This window comes from Bacillus sp. SSR7, from assembly GCF_055902415.1.
Window position 1 is genome coordinate 524370 of sequence record NZ_JBVVXV010000002.1, and the last position, 15572, is coordinate 539941.

The window sequence follows — 15572 nt, forward strand, 5'->3', positions numbered from 1 at the left end:
TGTAGCAAAAAAACAGGGGATGGGTGCTGTCATATGGGATTATTTAACGACAGTAGACCATAAAAAGATTGCCATTCTCTATTTAATTGCAGGTGGATTGTTTTTTATAATAGGCGGAATAGAAGCTCTATTTATTCGCCTTCAATTAGCGATTCCTAACAACGCTTTTCTTGTTGGGGATGCTTATAATCAAGTATTAACGATGCACGGTACAACAATGATTTTCCTCGCAGCTATGCCACTCGTGTTTGCATTTATGAACGCCGCTGTACCACTTCAAATTGGTGCACGTGATGTAGCGTTCCCGTTTTTGAATTCACTCGGATTTTGGTTATTTTTCTTTGGTGGAGTATTTTTGAATTTAAGTTGGTTTTTAGGTGGAGCACCTGATGCAGGATGGACATCTTATGCATCTTTAGCTTTAGCCTCTAAAGGCCATGGTGTTGATTTTTATGTGCTTGGCTTGCAAATCTCCGGTATAGGTACATTAATTGGAGGCATTAACTTCCTTGTAACCATTATTAATATGCGTGCGCCAGGGATGACGTATATGCGTATGCCGATGTTTACATGGACGACATTTGTAACATCTTCATTAATATTATTTGCTTTTCCGCCGTTAACTGTAGGATTAGGACTTTTAATGTTAGATCGCTTATTTGGAACAAGTTTCTTTAATCCAGCACTGGGTGGGAATACAATTATATGGGAGCACTTATTCTGGATTTTCGGTCATCCAGAAGTATACATTCTTATACTCCCAGCTTTCGGAATATTCTCAGAAATATTCGCGACGTTTTCGAAAAAACGATTATTTGGTTATTCGTCGATGGTGTTTGCGACAGTATTAATTGGATTTTTAGGATTTATGGTATGGGCGCATCATATGTTTACTGTTGGGCTTGGTCCAGTTGCAAATGCTATTTTCTCAGTTGCAACAATGGCGATTGCGGTTCCGACTGGTATTAAAATATTCAACTGGCTCTTTACAATGTGGGGCGGAAGTATTCGTTTTACGACACCGATGATGTGGGCAGTAGCCTTCATTCCATCATTCGTAATGGGAGGAGTTACAGGTGTTATGCTAGCATCTGCACCAGCTGATTATCAATTTCATGATAACTATTTCGTAGTAGCTCACTTTCATTACGTAATTGTCGGCGGTGTTGTATTTGGTTTACTTGCAGGAGCCCATTATTATTGGCCGCTGATGTTTAATAAAGTATTGAATGAAACGTTAGGAAAGATAACATTTTGGTTATTCTTTATCGGTTTCCATTTAACGTTCTTCATTCAGCATTTCCTAGGATTAATTGGTATGCCACGTCGTTACTACACATATCTTGAAGGTCAAGGGTTGGAAATGGGCAATATGATTAGTTCTATTGGAGCGGTATTTATGGCTCTTGGAACGATTGTTCTTCTATTCAATGTAATTAAAACAACAGTATCAAAAGAGAAGGCTGGTCGTGATCCGTGGGATGGACGTACATTAGAATGGACAATGCCAGCACCTACACCAGAATATAACTTTAAACAATTACCATTTGTTCGCGGGTTAGATCCGTTTTGGATTGAAAAACGTGAAGGGAATAAAGAGATGACAGCGGCGGAACCAGTTGGTGATATTCATATGCCAAATCCATCATTTTCACCATTTATCATTTCTTTAGGATTGTTTATAGCAGCATTCGGTGCAATGTATATGCAGGGTGGAAAAGATAAGTTTTGGTTATTAGTAGCAATTATCGGTTTAATTATTACGTTTGGTACAATGTTCCTACGTTCAGTAATTGATGATCATGGATATCATATTCATAAAGAAGATTTAGAAGATAAGGGGGGCAAGGCGTAATGCATGTAGATGAAAAATTAACGAATGAAACATTTCCAGCAGAGCCTGAAAAAGCAACCCTTGAGGGGAAAAATAAGTTTGTCGGTTTTTGGTTATTTCTTGGAGGCGAAACAGTATTGTTCGCTTCCTTATTTGGCACATATTTAGCGTTAAAGAATTCTACAAATGGCGGACCAACATCTCAAGAGATGTTCCAAATGCCACTCGTTTTCATTATGACGATGCTTTTATTAACGAGTAGCTTAACGAGCGTATATGCGATGTATCATATGAAAAACTTTAATTTTAAGAAAATGCAACTTTGGCTACTAGTAACAGTGCTGCTAGGATTAGGGTTTTTAGGGTTTGAGATCTATGAGTTTTACCATTATACACATGAATTTAAGCATACTATGAGAAGTAGTGCATTTGGTTCTGCGTTTTATGCTCTTGTTGGTACACATGGACTCCACGTATTGTTTGGATTGTGTTGGATTTTAACATTAATCTTTAGAAATGCGAAGAGAGGTCTAAATTTATACAATGCACCGAAGTTTTATGTTGCATCAATTTATTGGCACTTTATTGACGTAGTTTGGGTGTTTATTTTCACTGTAGTATATTTAATGGGAATGGTGGGATAAACAATGGCGATAAAGCAAACGAATAATCCTAAAGTTGATCTCGTTTATCGGAAGAGAAAAAGTGCGGAGGAAATGAAGCATCAAGTTATTACATTTGCATTAATGATATTTTTAACATTAGTTGCATTTGTAGCAGTAGCATATCCGAAAACTTTTAGTCCGACTTTCTCAGTACCATTTATTTTACTATTAGCGGTGGTACAAGTAATTTTTCAATTGTACTATTTTATGCATATGAGTCATAAAGGACATGAAGCAGCGAGTTTCTTTCTTTATTCTGGTCTGTTAATCGGGTTAATTACAATTTTAGCTTTTATGACAATTGTGTGGATTTGAAAAGTGAAGAGGGAGCTTGTGTTGTCACAGCTCCCTCTTCATATTATGTGAAAGGATAACCTTAAGAAGGTAGGTGTGACAATGAGTAACTTGTGGATATTTGGTTTTCAAGCGCTATGGAGTCCAATCTTTTTATTATTTATGCTTTCGATCCTCATTGGATATTTTTTAATTATTGGGCCATATAGAATGCGATTTGAACATGCGACGAAGGTAAGTAAGAAGCAAGTTTTTTATTTTACGACCGGGATTGTACTTTTGTATTTTGTAAAGGGAGGGCCTATTGATTTAATTGGTCATATTATATTTAGTGCACATATGTTTGAAATGGCAGTCATGTATATTGCCGTTCCGCCGTTATTGTTGCTTGGTATACCAGTTTGGTTATATCGTTATATTACTTCTTTTAAGTTCGTTCAAATTATATTGAAGATATTTACTAAGCCACTTATCGCATTGTTTGTATTTAATGGCCTGTTTTCTTTTTATCATTTACCAGTTGTTTTTGATGCAGTAAAACAAAGTCAAATTGCTCATCCTATTTGTCTCGCTATATTATTCTTTACGGCAATCATGATGTGGTGGCCGATGCTAAATCCATTACCAGAATATCAAACGTTGAGTGATATAAAGAAACTTGGTTATATGTTTGCTAATGGTATATTATTAACGCCAGCTTGTGCGTTAATCATTTTTGCGACGGCACCGTTGTTTGCAACGTATACGGATCCAGCTGCTTGGATGAAGGCGATGGAACTATGTGTACCAGCGGGAACTTTATCTGATTTAAATATAACTGGACCAGAATTTTTACACTGGATGCCAGTTTTACAAGACCAACAAACAGGCGGCATCATTATGAAAATTGTCCAGGAAATAGTGTACGGTACAATTATTGGTTATGTGTTCTTTCGATGGGCGCGTCGAGAGCGTGAAAAGGATAAAGAGCAGTTACAACAATTGCCGCCGTATTTACAAACGAAGTAAAAAGTGTATGGGTTTCCATACACTTTTTTAGTTTTACTAAACTTTAATAGATTGAATTTTCTAATTATTTATGTTAAGTTAGTGTAGGCATGTACTAAAAGTGGATATAAGATTTACTACTAGCTTTAATGCATAATAATTCCATGTGTAGTACAAGTTTTTTAGAGAGTTACAAATTTATATTGTTATCTTTAATAAAACAAGGACTATTTTAAGGGGGAATTTAAATGGGTAGTAGTGGAAGTATGGTAAAGCCAATTAGTGGTTTTTTAACAGCATTAATACAATATCCGGTACCGGTAGTAGAGTCACGTGCAGACATTGATAAACAAATTAAACAGATCATAAAAACAATTCATTCAACTAAAGCAGGGTATCCTGGATTGGAATTGATAGTATTTCCAGAATACAGTACGCAAGGGCTTAATACAAAAAAATGGACTACAGAAGAGTTTTTATGTACAGTCCCTGGGCCAGAAACAGACTTGTTTGCTGAGGCATGTAAAGAGTCTGAAGTATATGGTGTTTTTTCTATAATGGAAAGAAATCCTGATGGTGGAGAACCGTATAATACAGCAATAATTATTGATCCACAAGGTGAAATGATTTTGAAGTATCGTAAGCTAAATCCTTGGGTGCCAGTTGAACCTTGGAAGGCTGGAGATTTAGGTTTACCTGTTTGTGATGGACCTGGAGGAAGTAAATTAGCTGTTTGTATTTGTCATGATGGTATGTTTCCTGAAGTAGCTCGTGAAGCAGCTTATAAAGGTGCAAATGTCTTGATTCGTATTTCTGGATATAGCACACAAGTTAGTGAACAATGGATGTTAACTAATCGTTCGAATGCATGGCAAAATTTAATGTATACATTGTCGGTGAACTTAGCCGGTTATGATGGTGTATTTTATTATTTTGGTGAAGGACAAGTATGTAATTTTGATGGGACTACTTTAGTGCAAGGACACCGAAATCCTTGGGAGATTGTTACTGCTGAAGTATATCCAGAGCTAGCAGATCAAGCTAGATTAGGATGGGGTCTCGAAAATAATATATATAATTTAGGTTCAAGGGGATATGTAGCGACTCCTGGTGGGGTGAAAGAAAACCCATATACGTTTGTAAAAGATTTAGCTGAAGGTAAATATAAGGTTCCTTGGGAAGATGAGATTAAAGTAAAGGATGGAACTATTTATGGGTATCCAGTCAAAAAGACGATTCATTCTTAAGGAAGATAAATAGAACAAGCGCATCATATTGATGCGCTTGTTCTATTTACTCAATGATTTGGAATTCTTTTAACTCTTTTTCGACATTTTGTAGGAGTTGTTCGCTTTTTTGAAGTACATTCGTTGGGAAAATTTCACCATCACCATATTCAACGCCGTGAGGATAATAGTGTTTACCTAATAAGGGAGGAAGTAGCTTTATTTCAGCGTGTCTACTACCAATGTCACCTTCAACAGCTAAACCTTGTACACGTAAATAATAAACATCGTTTAATATTTCGAATTTATAATCGTATGTAACTCGTTCATAATCCCACTGTCCAGCAAGTACAAAATGGTTCTTTTCCATAATCTCTGTTAATAGTGTTAAATCAACGACTGCCCCATTAAATTTTGTATTTGTAAATTGCATAAAATACCTCCTTTTTTAATGTTACATCATTATTTTTATAATAGTATGAATAATAAGAAAGTGCAATTCATATTGAGAGAAAAGGGATAATCCAGACTTTTTTTGCGAAAATATGATATAGTGAAAAGAGTACGGTACACACAAAAAAAGGAAAGAAAAGGATTTGTGTATATCTCAATTTTATGTTTTGTGCAGGAGGTATATCGATTGAAGAAATTATTGCGTATCGTAATGATTACAATTTTAATTTTAGCTGTTGATTTATACGGGAAATTACTCGTTTCACAATATATATTAACCCCATCCCAATCAAAGCAAGAAAATAAAATTGTGAAAAAGAAAAAACAAGTAAATGAAGACTCTGCCGATACGGTTTTAAATATGATTGGTGGGGACTCTGAAATTTTATTAGCAAAATGGGGCGAACCTTCTCGAATAGAGCCATCTGCTTACGGATATGAATGGTGGGTATACAATCAAGATTTATCTCAGTATGTTCAATTTGGGGTTGCTGAGCGTAAAGTTGTAACGGCGTATGTTGCTGGTGAGCAAGTTAAGGTGCCACCTTATTATATAAATGAAAAGTATGAAGATGTGTATAAAAAGAATCCACTCTCGCATGAGATTTCATTAAAAAGAGGGAAGAGTAGTTATCAATTTGAGTTATCTGATACTGAAGTGATGGAGCAACCATTAATACCAGTAGAAGATGGCTGGGCACAATTATATTTTGATCATTTTACGCATGAGCTTGTCGGTGTTCGTTATATGGATGACGAAACGTTATTACGTCAAAGACCGTATCAGCTCGTTTATTCAGGTGAATTACTGGCAGAACAACCATTAACTCCAGATAAAATGAAACAAATAGAGAATGGGAATATGCAACAAATTTTTGATTTAACAAATATTATTCGAAGTCGTCATAATTTACCGTTGTTAGCGTGGGACCAACAAACGGCAGAAGTGGCAATCGGTCATAGTAAAGATATGAAGGATAATAATTACTTTTCACACGATTCACCTACGTTAGGTACGTTAGGAGATCGTTTACAACGCGGGAAAGTAGGATTTCAACTTGCCGGTGAGAACATAGCGGCGCAACATAGTGATGGAGTTGCGGCATTGCAAGGTTGGTTAAATAGTGAGGGACATCGAAAGAATTTATTGAATGAACAATTTACAGGATTAGGTGTTGGCGTATACGATAAGTTTTACACACAAAATTTTATTCGGAAATAAAATGAAACTGTAAATTGTGGATGGGAATCTTCCCCTATGCAAATAGTAGGATAAAAAAGTGCATGAATCGTCTAAAAATAGGCGAACCATGCGCCTTTTTTTTCTTATTATATAGTAGATATACATGAAGAGGTGAGGATTATGCCGACAACAAAAGGACCGTTACATCCATCGGTTCAACAGTTTAAAGAGTTTGTAAACCATCACCCTAAAATGGTTCATGAAGTTAGAAGTGGTCATAAAACTTGGCAACAGTTTTATGAGGAATGGTACTTACTTGGTGAAGAAGATCCAATATGGGCAACTTTTAGACCGGATGGAGCGCCTGCTTTTTCTTCGGTAAAAGAAAAGAAAAAAGGAAAAGAAAAGGATACTCGAACTGAAGAGGAAAAAACTGCTGATGTGATGGGACAAATGCTTACTTTTTTTAAAAAGTTAGACGTGGAACAAATGCAACATCATTTAGCCAATGTGACGAGTGCTATTGGTAGTGTGCAACAAGTTTTTCAACAATTTCAAGGAAAACGCACGCAGCAAGAAGAGAGTACTTCCGAAAATAATCCATTTTTCTTTCAGAAGGATTAGGAGGAAAGCGGATGAGAGCAGAAATTATGGAGTTTATAAAGGCTGATGAGGATTTATCTCGCTATATTAGGGAGCAACCGTACTGGTATAGAAAACTAACGCGAAACCCTGAAGAAAAAGAGGCATTTGAGTTAGCAGCTATGCAACATTTCAAAAAAACGATACCAGATAAAGTTGAGAAATTTCAAAATCAATTGGCAGTTGCTTCCATTATGATTGATATGTTTCAGTATATGAAGCAGCAAAATGCAACATAATTGGAAGGGAAAACTATGTCCGTCATGCAGAACTTTTGATACAATAGAAGCGGATTATTTAAAAAGGAGTTGCAGCATGAGCATGACGGAAATTTGTTTAGTACGACATGGACAAACTGATTGGAATTTTCAAGAGATTATTCAGGGACGTGAAGATATTCCGCTTAATGAGGTGGGGAAGAAGCAAGCAAGTCAAAGTGCAGCTGCTTTGCAAGCGGAGGCATGGGATATAATTATAAGTAGCCCATTAATTAGAGCGCAAGAAACAGCTAAGGAAATTGCAGGGGCAACTGGATTACAATCAATTTTATTAGATGAGCGATTTGTTGAACGTAATTTTGGTGAAGCTTCTGGGAAGCCGGTTGCGACTGTTAGGGAATTAATTGCAGAAGGTAAAGTAGAAGGTATGGAGCAAGATGAAGAAATTGTAGCTCGTTGTTTTGCTGCGGTAAAAGACGTTGCAGAAACTCATTCTGGCAAACGTATTATTATTGTAGCCCATTCACATGCGATAAAAGCAATTTTACATGCAATTGCTCCGGAAGATATTTCGTTTAAGACACCGTTAAAAAACGCATGTATTAGTTATGTGAATGAAAATAGTGGGAAGTGGGATGTTCTTAAATACAACATTGCGGAACATATTAATGTATAAATGTGTACTGAAATTATTAAAAAATAGTTAGAATGATATCTTTCTGTTTAGTGAGACACTTCAATTAGTAGTTCTATTCTAAATGTGGTATGATAAATACTCGGAGGTGTCTCTCATGATTGTAGCGACGCTAGAAAGCGTATTAATATTAGATAAGGCAGAGCAGCTTGCAAAAGCGATCATCTGTTCAGATATAGCAGAAGATTACCGTAAATGTTATAAAGACTTGCATGAAGATATGGAAGTTCAGACGTTAATTCAGCAATTTACAGCGATGAAAGAACGATATGAGGAAGTGCAACGTTTCGGTAAATATCATCCTGACTATACTTTCGTTTCAACGAAAATGAGGGAATTGAAGCGTTCTGTAGACTTACATGATAAGATTGCAGCTTTTAAACGAGTAGAAACGGCTTTACAAAAGTTGTTAGATGAAGTGAGTGTAGCAATCGGTTCTGAGGTGTCCTCTTCCATCAAAGTTCCAACAGGAAATCCATTTTTTGATGCTGGTGGCTGTGGTGGAGGTTGTGGTACCGGCGGAGGTTGCGGTTGTAAAAAAACGGGGTAAATCACCCCGTTTTTTAGAAGATAGAAGAAAATGTATACAGAGTTTGTCCTGTAATGTCATAAATTTCTGATTGGTTTTCATAAAATATAAGTTTTTAAAAGGAGAAGATGGAGAAGATTATGTTCGGGCAACGACAAAGTATGATTGTTTATTTACATTCATTGAAACATGCCAAGATTTTAAGAAAATATGGTAACATACATTACATATCAAAACGTTTAAAATATGCAGTAGTATATTGTGATATGGAACAAATTGAGCATATGATGCAAAAGTTGAACAAACTTCCTTTTGTGAAAAAGATAGAACAGTCGTACCGCCCGTATTTAAAAACGGAATTTGAAAATTCGCGTCCTGATCGGGCAAAAGAATACGATTATAGCTAATAGAAAAAATCCCCTGCTAATTTTAGCAGGGGATTTTTCATTTGAAATAACACATTATTTCATTGGAGGAATAAAATTATTCATTCGTAAAATACCAATTAAATGATTGAAAAACAGTTCTTTTTCTGGGAAAGTTGTGGATGGTTTTACTGTAAAGGTAGTCACTTTTTTTCCAAGTTGTTCTGCTGTTTCTTCAAATAAAATGACGCGTTTACTTTTTTTATTTTCAAGTACAGGAATGCCTTCACGACATATGTATAATGGTTGGAAATCACCAGTAGTAGTTGGTTTTAATATTACAACAAGTGAGCACACTTTTTTTTCATTTTTAATTGTTTCAAATTGTAACATATGTGTTATACGTTCTTGATTTGCTTTGGCAATTTCAAGTAATTCATATAAATCAGAGTAGCCCTCTCCGAGTTCTATAAAGCGTTGAATCATATCTTTTCCTCCTCTTTCTTTTACTGTACCATCTCACTTTTTAAATGAAAAGTAGACAAAGAAAAAAAACCCTGCAAAGCAGGGCCCTTCTTATACTAGCATATACTAGTAAGAAGGCAAAGGGAGAGGAGAAACCGGAGGAAGAACTTATGGGGAAACGTAAGTCTTCTCCGCGGTTGGCAACAACATCGAAGGTGATGTTGTTATAGTTATTTATGTCCAATCTAAATGAAGATATACATAATGAAATTAAATTTTATGTTGGGCTTTTTATTTTTCTTTTTTTTATTTTATGATAGGATAAAAAAGATAAAGTGAAACGAATAGTTCGTGTTAGCGAATGGTGAGATGAATACATAAAAATGCAGAGCGGTTATTTTAAGCTAAGTTCTTCTAGTCTTCGTTGGAAGATGAATGGAATCGTAAAGTTTGGTAGCGGTTACCGAATGGAGAAGGGCTTTCTATAATTGCTCGATAGATTGAAATAAAGGTAGTGACAACAGATGAGAGTAGTTTCAGGAAAATGTAAAGGACACCCGCTTAAAGCGGTGCCAGGTAATACAACACGTCCAACGACTGATAAAGTAAAAGAATCCATTTTTAATATGATAGGCCCTTATTTTGATGGGGGTGTCGCTCTTGATTTATTTGGTGGTAGCGGTGGTCTTGGAATCGAAGCTATAAGTAGAGGGATTGATAAAGCAATTTTTGTTGATCGAGACAATAAAGCGATAAAGGTAATCCATCAAAATTTAGAAAGTTGTAGAATACAGGAACAAGCTGAAGTATATCGGAATGATGCAGAACGTGCGATAAAAGCACTTATAAAACGTGAAATATCATTTGATCTTATATTAATTGATCCTCCATATAAAGATCAAAAAATTATATCTTTAATTAGTGTAATGGATCAACATGGATTGCTACATAACGATGGTTTAATTATGGCGGAGCATGGTAATGATGTAGTTTTACCCGAGTCTATAGGAAGACTTGTAAAAGTGCGAGCTGAGAATTATGGTATTACAGCGATATCGATTTTTAAGTATGAAGGTGAGGGGACGGAATGACAAGTATAGCTATTTCTTCGGGAAGTTTTGATCCAATTACCCTTGGGCATCTGGATATTATTAAAAGGGGAGCAAAAGTATTTGACGAGGTATACGTAGTAGTTTTAAACAACTCGTCAAAAAAACCGTTCTTTTCAGTGGAAGAGCGTTTAGATTTAATTCGAGAAGCAACAAAGGATATTCCTAATGTTAAAGTAGATTCACATAGTGGACTACTAGTTGAGTATGCGAAAATGCGTAATGCGAACGCGATTTTACGTGGGTTACGAGCAGTTTCTGATTTTGAATATGAGATGCAAATTACTTCTATGAATCGAAAATTAGATGAAAACATTGAAACCTTTTTTATTATGACAAACAATCAATACTCATTTTTAAGCTCGAGCATTGTGAAAGAAGTTGCGAGATATGGAGGAAGTGTAGTAGATCTTGTACCTCCTGTTGTAGAACGTGCTTTAAAAGAAAAGTTTCAAACCCCGTTAAAGTGAACGGGGTTTTTCTTTGTTGCTCCGAAAAAATAATAAGATGACATATACATATAAACAAAATAATGTAAATATCGGTCCGTAGTGTATAAAAGATGTCCAAATTTCATGCGGAATAGAAGAATGATTCGATAAAAAGACAGGGATATCTTTTTGCATGGGTGAAAAAGAGCTTACTTTTTCATAAAATGGTTTCCAAAATATAAAAGTAAAAATAGGAGCAAGAATACTTTGGATAATTCGTGCGAAAAAATAGGGCTTAAATCTAATGTCTGTTTCAGCTAATATGCTAGCGACTTGTGCCTGAATAGAAAGGCCGCTAAATGCTAAAATAAAGCTTGTTACCATAGCTTGCTGCAGGAGGGGTGTTTCAGTTATTTGACTAATCATTTGGCTTCCAAGTGTCATTTCAAACATGCCAGATAATATTGGGATACTAAATTCAGTAGTTAGTTGGAAGAATGATAAAATATGTTGCATAATAAAAGAAAGGGCTGCTGTAATATGAAATACAGTAATCATTTTATTTAAAACAGAGAATAAAATAATAAATCCACCAATCATAAGTAGCGTTTGAATAGAAGAAACGATAGCGTCCCCAAGTAATTTTCCTATTGGTCTTTTTTCTTGCATACGTGTCTCGTGTAGAATTGAAAAAGGGTTTTGAAAAGGGCGTTTTTTTGTAACATGTTTATCATGCGTGGAACTGTTGTTATTGCCGTAAAAACGCATCAGTAACCCGACAGCAAAATTACTTAAATAATGTGCAGCAGCTAATACGATTCCTAATTTCGGATTATTGAAAAAACCGATAGAAACAGCGCCAAAAATAAAAAGTGGATTGGATGAGTTTGTAAAAGATACGAGGCGCTCTGCTTCAATTTGTGTTAGCTGATTGCTTTTGCGCAGTCTAGCGCTTAATTTGGCGCCTGCGGGAAAGCCTGAAGCCATTCCCATTGCCCAAACAAATCCGCCTATTCCTGGAACGCGGAAAAGTGGTCGCATAAGTGGTTCTAATATAACGCCTATAAATTTTACAACACCAATACTAATGAGAAGTTCGGCAATGATGAAAAACGGTAAAAGTGAAGGGAATACAACTTCCCACCATATATTTAACCCTCGAATGGAAGCTTGTAAAGCAGCTTGGGGGTGGAGTACAAGAGAAAAGGTTAAAAAAAGTGTTGATATGGTAAGGAAAGTCGTTTTCCATTTTTCATACATGTAAGTAAATCCCCCTTTGTCCCAAAAAACGTTCATTTCAGTATACGTGGATACGTAGTGAATTTAGACCATAAGTATGAAAAAGGAACGAAAAAAATTAAAGGGTGAGAAAAGTGAAAGAACCGAAAATTGGCTTAGCTCTTGGATCTGGGGGCGCAAAAGGTTTTGCTCATATTGGTGTTATAAAGGTTTTAAGGGAAAATGATATACCGATTCATATGATTGCAGGAAGTAGTATGGGGGCTTTAGTAGGTACATTTTATGCGGCTAGTTCAAACGTTGAAAGACTGTATAAACTGGCAAATGTTTTTAAGAGGAAATATTATTTAGATTTTACGGTTCCGAAAATGGGATTTATTTCTGGAAAACGTGTCAAAGATATGATTAAAATGTTTACATATAATAAAAATTTAGAAGAATTAGATATCCCGACGGCTGTTGTGGCTACTGATATCTTAAAGGGGGAAAAAGTAGTTTTTACAAGTGGTCCAGTTGCAGAGGCGGTGAGAGCTAGTATTTCTGTACCTGGAGTGTTTGTGCCAGAGAAAATAGATGGACGATTATTGGTAGATGGCGGAGTAATTGATCGCATCCCAGTATCGGTTGTGAAAGAGTTAGGTGCCGATATTGTCATTGCTGTTGATGTATCCCCGATTAAAGTAAATGGAGAGGTTACGTCTATTTATGATGTAATTATGCAGAGTATTGAAATTATGCAACATGAGCTTGTGATAAATCGGCAAATTGCATCTGACTTAATGATGCGCCCGGCTGTAGAGCAATTTAGTTCCCGTACTTTTATAAACATTGAAGACATTATTCGAGTTGGAGAGGTAGAAGCGGAAAAGCATGTTGCAAATATTCATTTATTAATTGAGCAGTGGAAGGAGAAACATAATGTTTAAGCGTTTTCGGTTTGTATATGCAATTTTAATAGGGGTTATATTGGCAATGTTACTTGTTTATGTACGCCTGCCGTATTATGTAACGAAACCAGGAATGGCTGCCAAATTAGAGCCTTACGTTCAAGTTGAAGGGGGGACAAAAGAATCAGGTGATTTTATGCTTGTTACGGTTTCAATGGGACCGGCAAATGTAGTGAATTTAATAGCGGCACAGTTTAATAAATATACACATATTTCAAAAGCGGAAGAAATATTGCAAAAAGGTGAAAGTGATGAAGAATATCAATTTCGCCAAAATTATGCGATGAAAGATTCGCAAAATGCAGCGATTTATAATGCTTATAAACGTGCAAATCGTACTGTTTCTTTTGAAAACAAAGGTGTGTTGGTTGCTGGTGTAGCGAAAGGAATGCCTTCAGAAGGGAAGCTTAAACTTGGTGATGTCATCATTGCTGTCGACGGAAAAACATTTGAAAAGACGGAACAATTTATTGAATATATGACAGGGAAAAAGGAAGGAGATACAGTAAATATTGAATATAAGAGAGATGGGAAACAGTTAAAGGAAAATTTAAGTGTAAAGACTATTCCGAATGGAAATGGGCGTGTTGGTATAGGTGTTTCTATCGTTACGGAAAGAGAATTAGTGGTAGATCCGAAAGTGAAAATTGACTCTCATGAAATAGGTGGGCCATCGGCAGGTCTAATGTTTACATTAGAAATATATAATCAGCTGGTGGACGAGGATTTAACGAAAGGGCATGAAATAGCTGGAACAGGTACGATTAATGAAAGGGGAGAAATTGGCCCGATTGGTGGTATTCAGCAAAAAGTGGTTGCTGCAAGTGATGCTGGCGCTGAAGTGTTTTTTGCACCAAATGAAAAAGGTGCGGAGAAATCGAATTATAAAGATGCACTTGAGGCTGCGAAAGATATTAAAACGAAAATGAAAGTTGTGCCAGTTGATACGTTGGATGATGCATTAATGTATTTGGAGAAAATGGGAAAAAAATAAAAAAATCTCTCTGAAAAGAGAGATTTTTTTATAGGAATTTTGCAGTTGTTTCATCGTAACGAATTGGGTGATGTGTTGCATCTTGTTTTAGTAGTTGTGTTCGTAATGGTTCTTGTATGATGGAGAAATATACAGAATTGGCTTTTCGCTCTATGTGTAAAGTAGGATGGTCAAATGTTTTTGTATGCGTAAGGATTGGAAGCTCTATTTTTTTCTTGTTTTTTGAAAGGTACGTTTGTCCTTTTTGTGACATGCCTAATAGACGAATGTACGGTGCATGTTGCTCTATATTTGCGCAATGTATTTCTTCTTTTGTTGTATTTGTTAAAATATGTGTACAAGCTCTTTGTAATCTAGTCCACGTATAACGTTTCGTTTTTAATGCTTCCATGAATGAATGGAAGGAGGAACTGGTTTGTATTTTTGATAAAATACGGTGCTCTAAACCTTCCTCGATTTCATATATATGTCGTAAGTCTTCTGGAGACATTGTCATAAGTTTGTATTTGAAAAATGAAAAGTATTGTTCCCAATTATGTAATGTCCCGTAGTTTTGTTTATAACTCGCTAAAAGAGAAGCAGTCTCTTTTGGGATGAAAGGCTCAATTTCTGTAAAGGAACTATTTTCGCTAAAAAGTTGTTTGCGAATACTTGTTGCGCTTGCAATATGTTGGTCGTTAAAGGTTTCATCATGATAATGAGATGCGAATCTTTTTATCGTTTGTGCTTGCATAGAACTATTTTGCATTAGAATGGCTTTTATGTATTGGAAGCCTAAAATGTTATTTGGTTGTGACATGTCTATATTTTTTTCAGAAGATAAAATGTGTAGGAAAGCTTCAGATGTAGCTTTTGCGTAACTATTACCTGCGTTCATGAATTGCTTTACAAGACGATTAAAAGTCTCTTCTTCATTTTTCTGCACAGAGATGGTGTTATAAAAATTTTCGATTTGTCCATCTTCACTGCCGAAACAAATTTCAGAAACGTGTAGGGCGTTTAAAATAGAAATAGCGCCATTTGCAAAGGTTTCGGCCTTTTGCGTTGAAAAGGCATAAGGAAGCTCTACAACGAGGTCTACACCGCATGCTAAGGCCATTTTGGTACGATACCATTTCGATACGAGTGCCGGCTCACCACGTTGTAAAAAAGGGCCACTCATAACAGCGATTGTAATATCAGAGTGTGTTAACTTTTTTGTTTGTTGCACATGATAATCATGACCGTTATGAAAAGGGTTATATTCAACGACAATACCACTGGCTTTTATGTTAATCTCTCCTTTCGATGTAGCATC

The 15572-nt window shown here is 35.9% G+C and carries 19 protein-coding genes; 15 read left to right on the plus strand and 4 right to left on the minus strand.

Annotation, left to right across the window (positions count from 1 at the left end; translation table 11 throughout):
* The first annotated feature begins 19 nt into the window (after positions 1-19).
* From ctaD to AC0NJG_RS06890, 5 genes are all read left to right on the plus strand, one after another.
* Entirely contained in the window at positions 20-1855 is a 1836-nt protein-coding gene (gene ctaD / locus AC0NJG_RS06870; RefSeq protein WP_011040617.1) for a cytochrome c oxidase subunit I, read from the plus strand.
* Entirely contained in the window at positions 1855-2478 is a 624-nt protein-coding gene (gene ctaE / locus AC0NJG_RS06875; protein WP_000557861.1) for a cytochrome c oxidase subunit III, read from the plus strand. The genes ctaD and ctaE overlap by 1 nt, the downstream gene beginning before the upstream one ends.
* Before the next feature lie 3 nt (positions 2479-2481).
* Complete coding sequence (ctaF, locus tag AC0NJG_RS06880; protein ID WP_000985703.1) at positions 2482-2814, plus strand: cytochrome c oxidase subunit IVB; 333 nt, start codon at positions 2482-2484, stop codon at positions 2812-2814.
* Between the two features lie 81 nt (positions 2815-2895).
* Positions 2896-3801: a cytochrome c oxidase assembly factor CtaG gene (gene ctaG / locus AC0NJG_RS06885; protein WP_087954456.1), complete on the plus strand. Its 906-nt coding sequence runs from the start codon at positions 2896-2898 to the stop codon at positions 3799-3801.
* A gap of 227 nt (positions 3802-4028) precedes the next feature.
* The gene (locus AC0NJG_RS06890; protein WP_000535791.1) at positions 4029-5027 is read left to right on the plus strand and encodes a formamidase; all 999 of its coding nucleotides are present in this window, start codon (positions 4029-4031) and stop codon (positions 5025-5027) included.
* Between the two features lie 46 nt (positions 5028-5073).
* Here AC0NJG_RS06890 and AC0NJG_RS06895 read toward each other — a convergent pair whose 3' ends face one another.
* On the minus strand, positions 5074-5439 hold the full coding sequence (locus AC0NJG_RS06895) for a YugN family protein (protein WP_001160939.1): 366 nt from the start codon (positions 5437-5439) through the stop codon (positions 5074-5076).
* A gap of 207 nt (positions 5440-5646) precedes the next feature.
* On the opposite strand from AC0NJG_RS06895, the gene AC0NJG_RS06900 reads away from it, so the two are divergent.
* The 6 genes from AC0NJG_RS06900 to AC0NJG_RS06925 all read left to right on the plus strand — a co-directional run bounded on the left by AC0NJG_RS06900 (position 5647) and on the right by AC0NJG_RS06925 (position 9132).
* Positions 5647-6681, plus strand: coding sequence for a CAP domain-containing protein (locus AC0NJG_RS06900; RefSeq protein ID WP_087954458.1), 1035 nt, complete (start codon positions 5647-5649; stop codon positions 6679-6681).
* Positions 6682-6822: 141 nt separating this feature from the next.
* Entirely contained in the window at positions 6823-7266 is a 444-nt protein-coding gene (gene ylbD, locus AC0NJG_RS06905) for a YlbD family protein (RefSeq protein WP_087954459.1), read from the plus strand.
* A gap of 11 nt (positions 7267-7277) precedes the next feature.
* Positions 7278-7523, plus strand: a complete 246-nt coding sequence (locus tag AC0NJG_RS06910) for a YlbE-like family protein (RefSeq protein ID WP_001200990.1) — start codon at positions 7278-7280, stop codon at positions 7521-7523.
* An 82-nt stretch (positions 7524-7605) separates the two neighbouring features.
* Positions 7606-8178 (plus strand): histidine phosphatase family protein, encoded by a 573-nt coding sequence (locus tag AC0NJG_RS06915; protein ID WP_033692458.1) that lies wholly within the window; start codon positions 7606-7608, stop codon positions 8176-8178.
* 115 nt (positions 8179-8293) lie between these two features.
* Positions 8294-8746 carry a YlbF/YmcA family competence regulator gene (locus AC0NJG_RS06920; protein WP_000634351.1) on the plus strand — a complete coding sequence of 151 codons (453 nt, stop codon included), beginning with the start codon at positions 8294-8296 and terminating at the stop codon, positions 8744-8746.
* A gap of 119 nt (positions 8747-8865) precedes the next feature.
* Entirely contained in the window at positions 8866-9132 is a 267-nt protein-coding gene (locus tag AC0NJG_RS06925) for a YlbG family protein (RefSeq protein WP_002080814.1), read from the plus strand.
* A gap of 54 nt (positions 9133-9186) precedes the next feature.
* Here the strand turns inward: AC0NJG_RS06925 and AC0NJG_RS06930 are convergent, their stop codons facing one another.
* Complete coding sequence (locus AC0NJG_RS06930; protein WP_000616011.1) at positions 9187-9576, minus strand: DUF7147 family protein; 390 nt, start codon at positions 9574-9576, stop codon at positions 9187-9189.
* Positions 9577-10079: 503 nt separating this feature from the next.
* Between AC0NJG_RS06930 and rsmD the strand changes: the two genes are divergently transcribed.
* The gene (gene rsmD / locus AC0NJG_RS06935; RefSeq protein WP_087996495.1) at positions 10080-10646 is read left to right on the plus strand and encodes a 16S rRNA (guanine(966)-N(2))-methyltransferase RsmD; all 567 of its coding nucleotides are present in this window, start codon (positions 10080-10082) and stop codon (positions 10644-10646) included.
* Positions 10643-11134: a pantetheine-phosphate adenylyltransferase gene (coaD, locus tag AC0NJG_RS06940; RefSeq protein ID WP_000200598.1), complete on the plus strand. Its 492-nt coding sequence runs from the start codon at positions 10643-10645 to the stop codon at positions 11132-11134. Before rsmD ends, coaD begins: the two co-directional genes overlap by 4 nt.
* Here the strand turns inward: coaD and ylbJ are convergent.
* A complete protein-coding gene (gene ylbJ / locus AC0NJG_RS06945; protein ID WP_474062940.1) occupies positions 11126-12355 on the minus strand; it encodes a sporulation integral membrane protein YlbJ in 1230 nt (409 codons plus the stop codon). The two genes, coaD and ylbJ, sit on opposite strands and share 9 nt — an antisense overlap.
* 113 nt (positions 12356-12468) lie before the next feature.
* Here ylbJ and AC0NJG_RS06950 point away from each other — a divergent pair, with 113 nt between their 5' ends.
* Together AC0NJG_RS06950 and AC0NJG_RS06955 are read left to right on the plus strand one after the other, a co-directional pair.
* On the plus strand, positions 12469-13260 hold the full coding sequence (locus AC0NJG_RS06950; protein WP_474062941.1) for a patatin-like phospholipase family protein: 792 nt from the start codon (positions 12469-12471) through the stop codon (positions 13258-13260).
* The gene (locus AC0NJG_RS06955) at positions 13253-14275 is read left to right on the plus strand and encodes a SepM family pheromone-processing serine protease (protein WP_087996502.1); all 1023 of its coding nucleotides are present in this window, start codon (positions 13253-13255) and stop codon (positions 14273-14275) included. The genes AC0NJG_RS06950 and AC0NJG_RS06955 overlap by 8 nt, the downstream gene beginning before the upstream one ends.
* Positions 14276-14303: 28 nt before the next feature.
* Here the strand turns inward: AC0NJG_RS06955 and AC0NJG_RS06960 are convergent, their stop codons facing one another.
* Positions 14304-15545 (minus strand): nucleotidyltransferase, encoded by a 1242-nt coding sequence (locus tag AC0NJG_RS06960; protein ID WP_474062946.1) that lies wholly within the window; start codon positions 15543-15545, stop codon positions 14304-14306.
* Between the last annotated feature and the right edge of the window lie 27 nt (positions 15546-15572).

Bases quoted from the DNA above. Each gene is read 5' to 3' on its own strand.
- AC0NJG_RS06910 (WP_001200990.1), top strand. From the start codon at position 7,278: ATGAGAGCAGAAATTATGGAGTTTATAAAGGCTGATGAGGATTTATCT.
- AC0NJG_RS06955 (WP_087996502.1), top strand. From the start codon at position 13,253: ATGTTTAAGCGTTTTCGGTTTGTATATGCAATTTTAATAGGGGTTATA.
- ylbJ (WP_474062940.1), bottom strand. From the start codon at position 12,355: ATGTATGAAAAATGGAAAACGACTTTCCTTACCATATCAACACTTTTT.
- rsmD (WP_087996495.1), top strand. From the start codon at position 10,080: ATGAGAGTAGTTTCAGGAAAATGTAAAGGACACCCGCTTAAAGCGGTG.
- AC0NJG_RS06890 (WP_000535791.1), top strand. From the start codon at position 4,029: ATGGGTAGTAGTGGAAGTATGGTAAAGCCAATTAGTGGTTTTTTAACA.
- AC0NJG_RS06930 (WP_000616011.1), bottom strand. From the start codon at position 9,576: ATGATTCAACGCTTTATAGAACTCGGAGAGGGCTACTCTGATTTATAT.
- ctaF (WP_000985703.1), top strand. From the start codon at position 2,482: ATGGCGATAAAGCAAACGAATAATCCTAAAGTTGATCTCGTTTATCGG.
- ylbD (WP_087954459.1), top strand. From the start codon at position 6,823: ATGCCGACAACAAAAGGACCGTTACATCCATCGGTTCAACAGTTTAAA.
- AC0NJG_RS06925 (WP_002080814.1), top strand. From the start codon at position 8,866: ATGTTCGGGCAACGACAAAGTATGATTGTTTATTTACATTCATTGAAA.
- ctaE (WP_000557861.1), top strand. From the start codon at position 1,855: ATGCATGTAGATGAAAAATTAACGAATGAAACATTTCCAGCAGAGCCT.
- AC0NJG_RS06920 (WP_000634351.1), top strand. From the start codon at position 8,294: ATGATTGTAGCGACGCTAGAAAGCGTATTAATATTAGATAAGGCAGAG.
- ctaD (WP_011040617.1), top strand. From the start codon at position 20: ATGGGTGCTGTCATATGGGATTATTTAACGACAGTAGACCATAAAAAG.
- coaD (WP_000200598.1), top strand. From the start codon at position 10,643: ATGACAAGTATAGCTATTTCTTCGGGAAGTTTTGATCCAATTACCCTT.
- AC0NJG_RS06915 (WP_033692458.1), top strand. From the start codon at position 7,606: ATGACGGAAATTTGTTTAGTACGACATGGACAAACTGATTGGAATTTT.
- AC0NJG_RS06895 (WP_001160939.1), bottom strand. From the start codon at position 5,439: ATGCAATTTACAAATACAAAATTTAATGGGGCAGTCGTTGATTTAACA.
- ctaG (WP_087954456.1), top strand. From the start codon at position 2,896: ATGAGTAACTTGTGGATATTTGGTTTTCAAGCGCTATGGAGTCCAATC.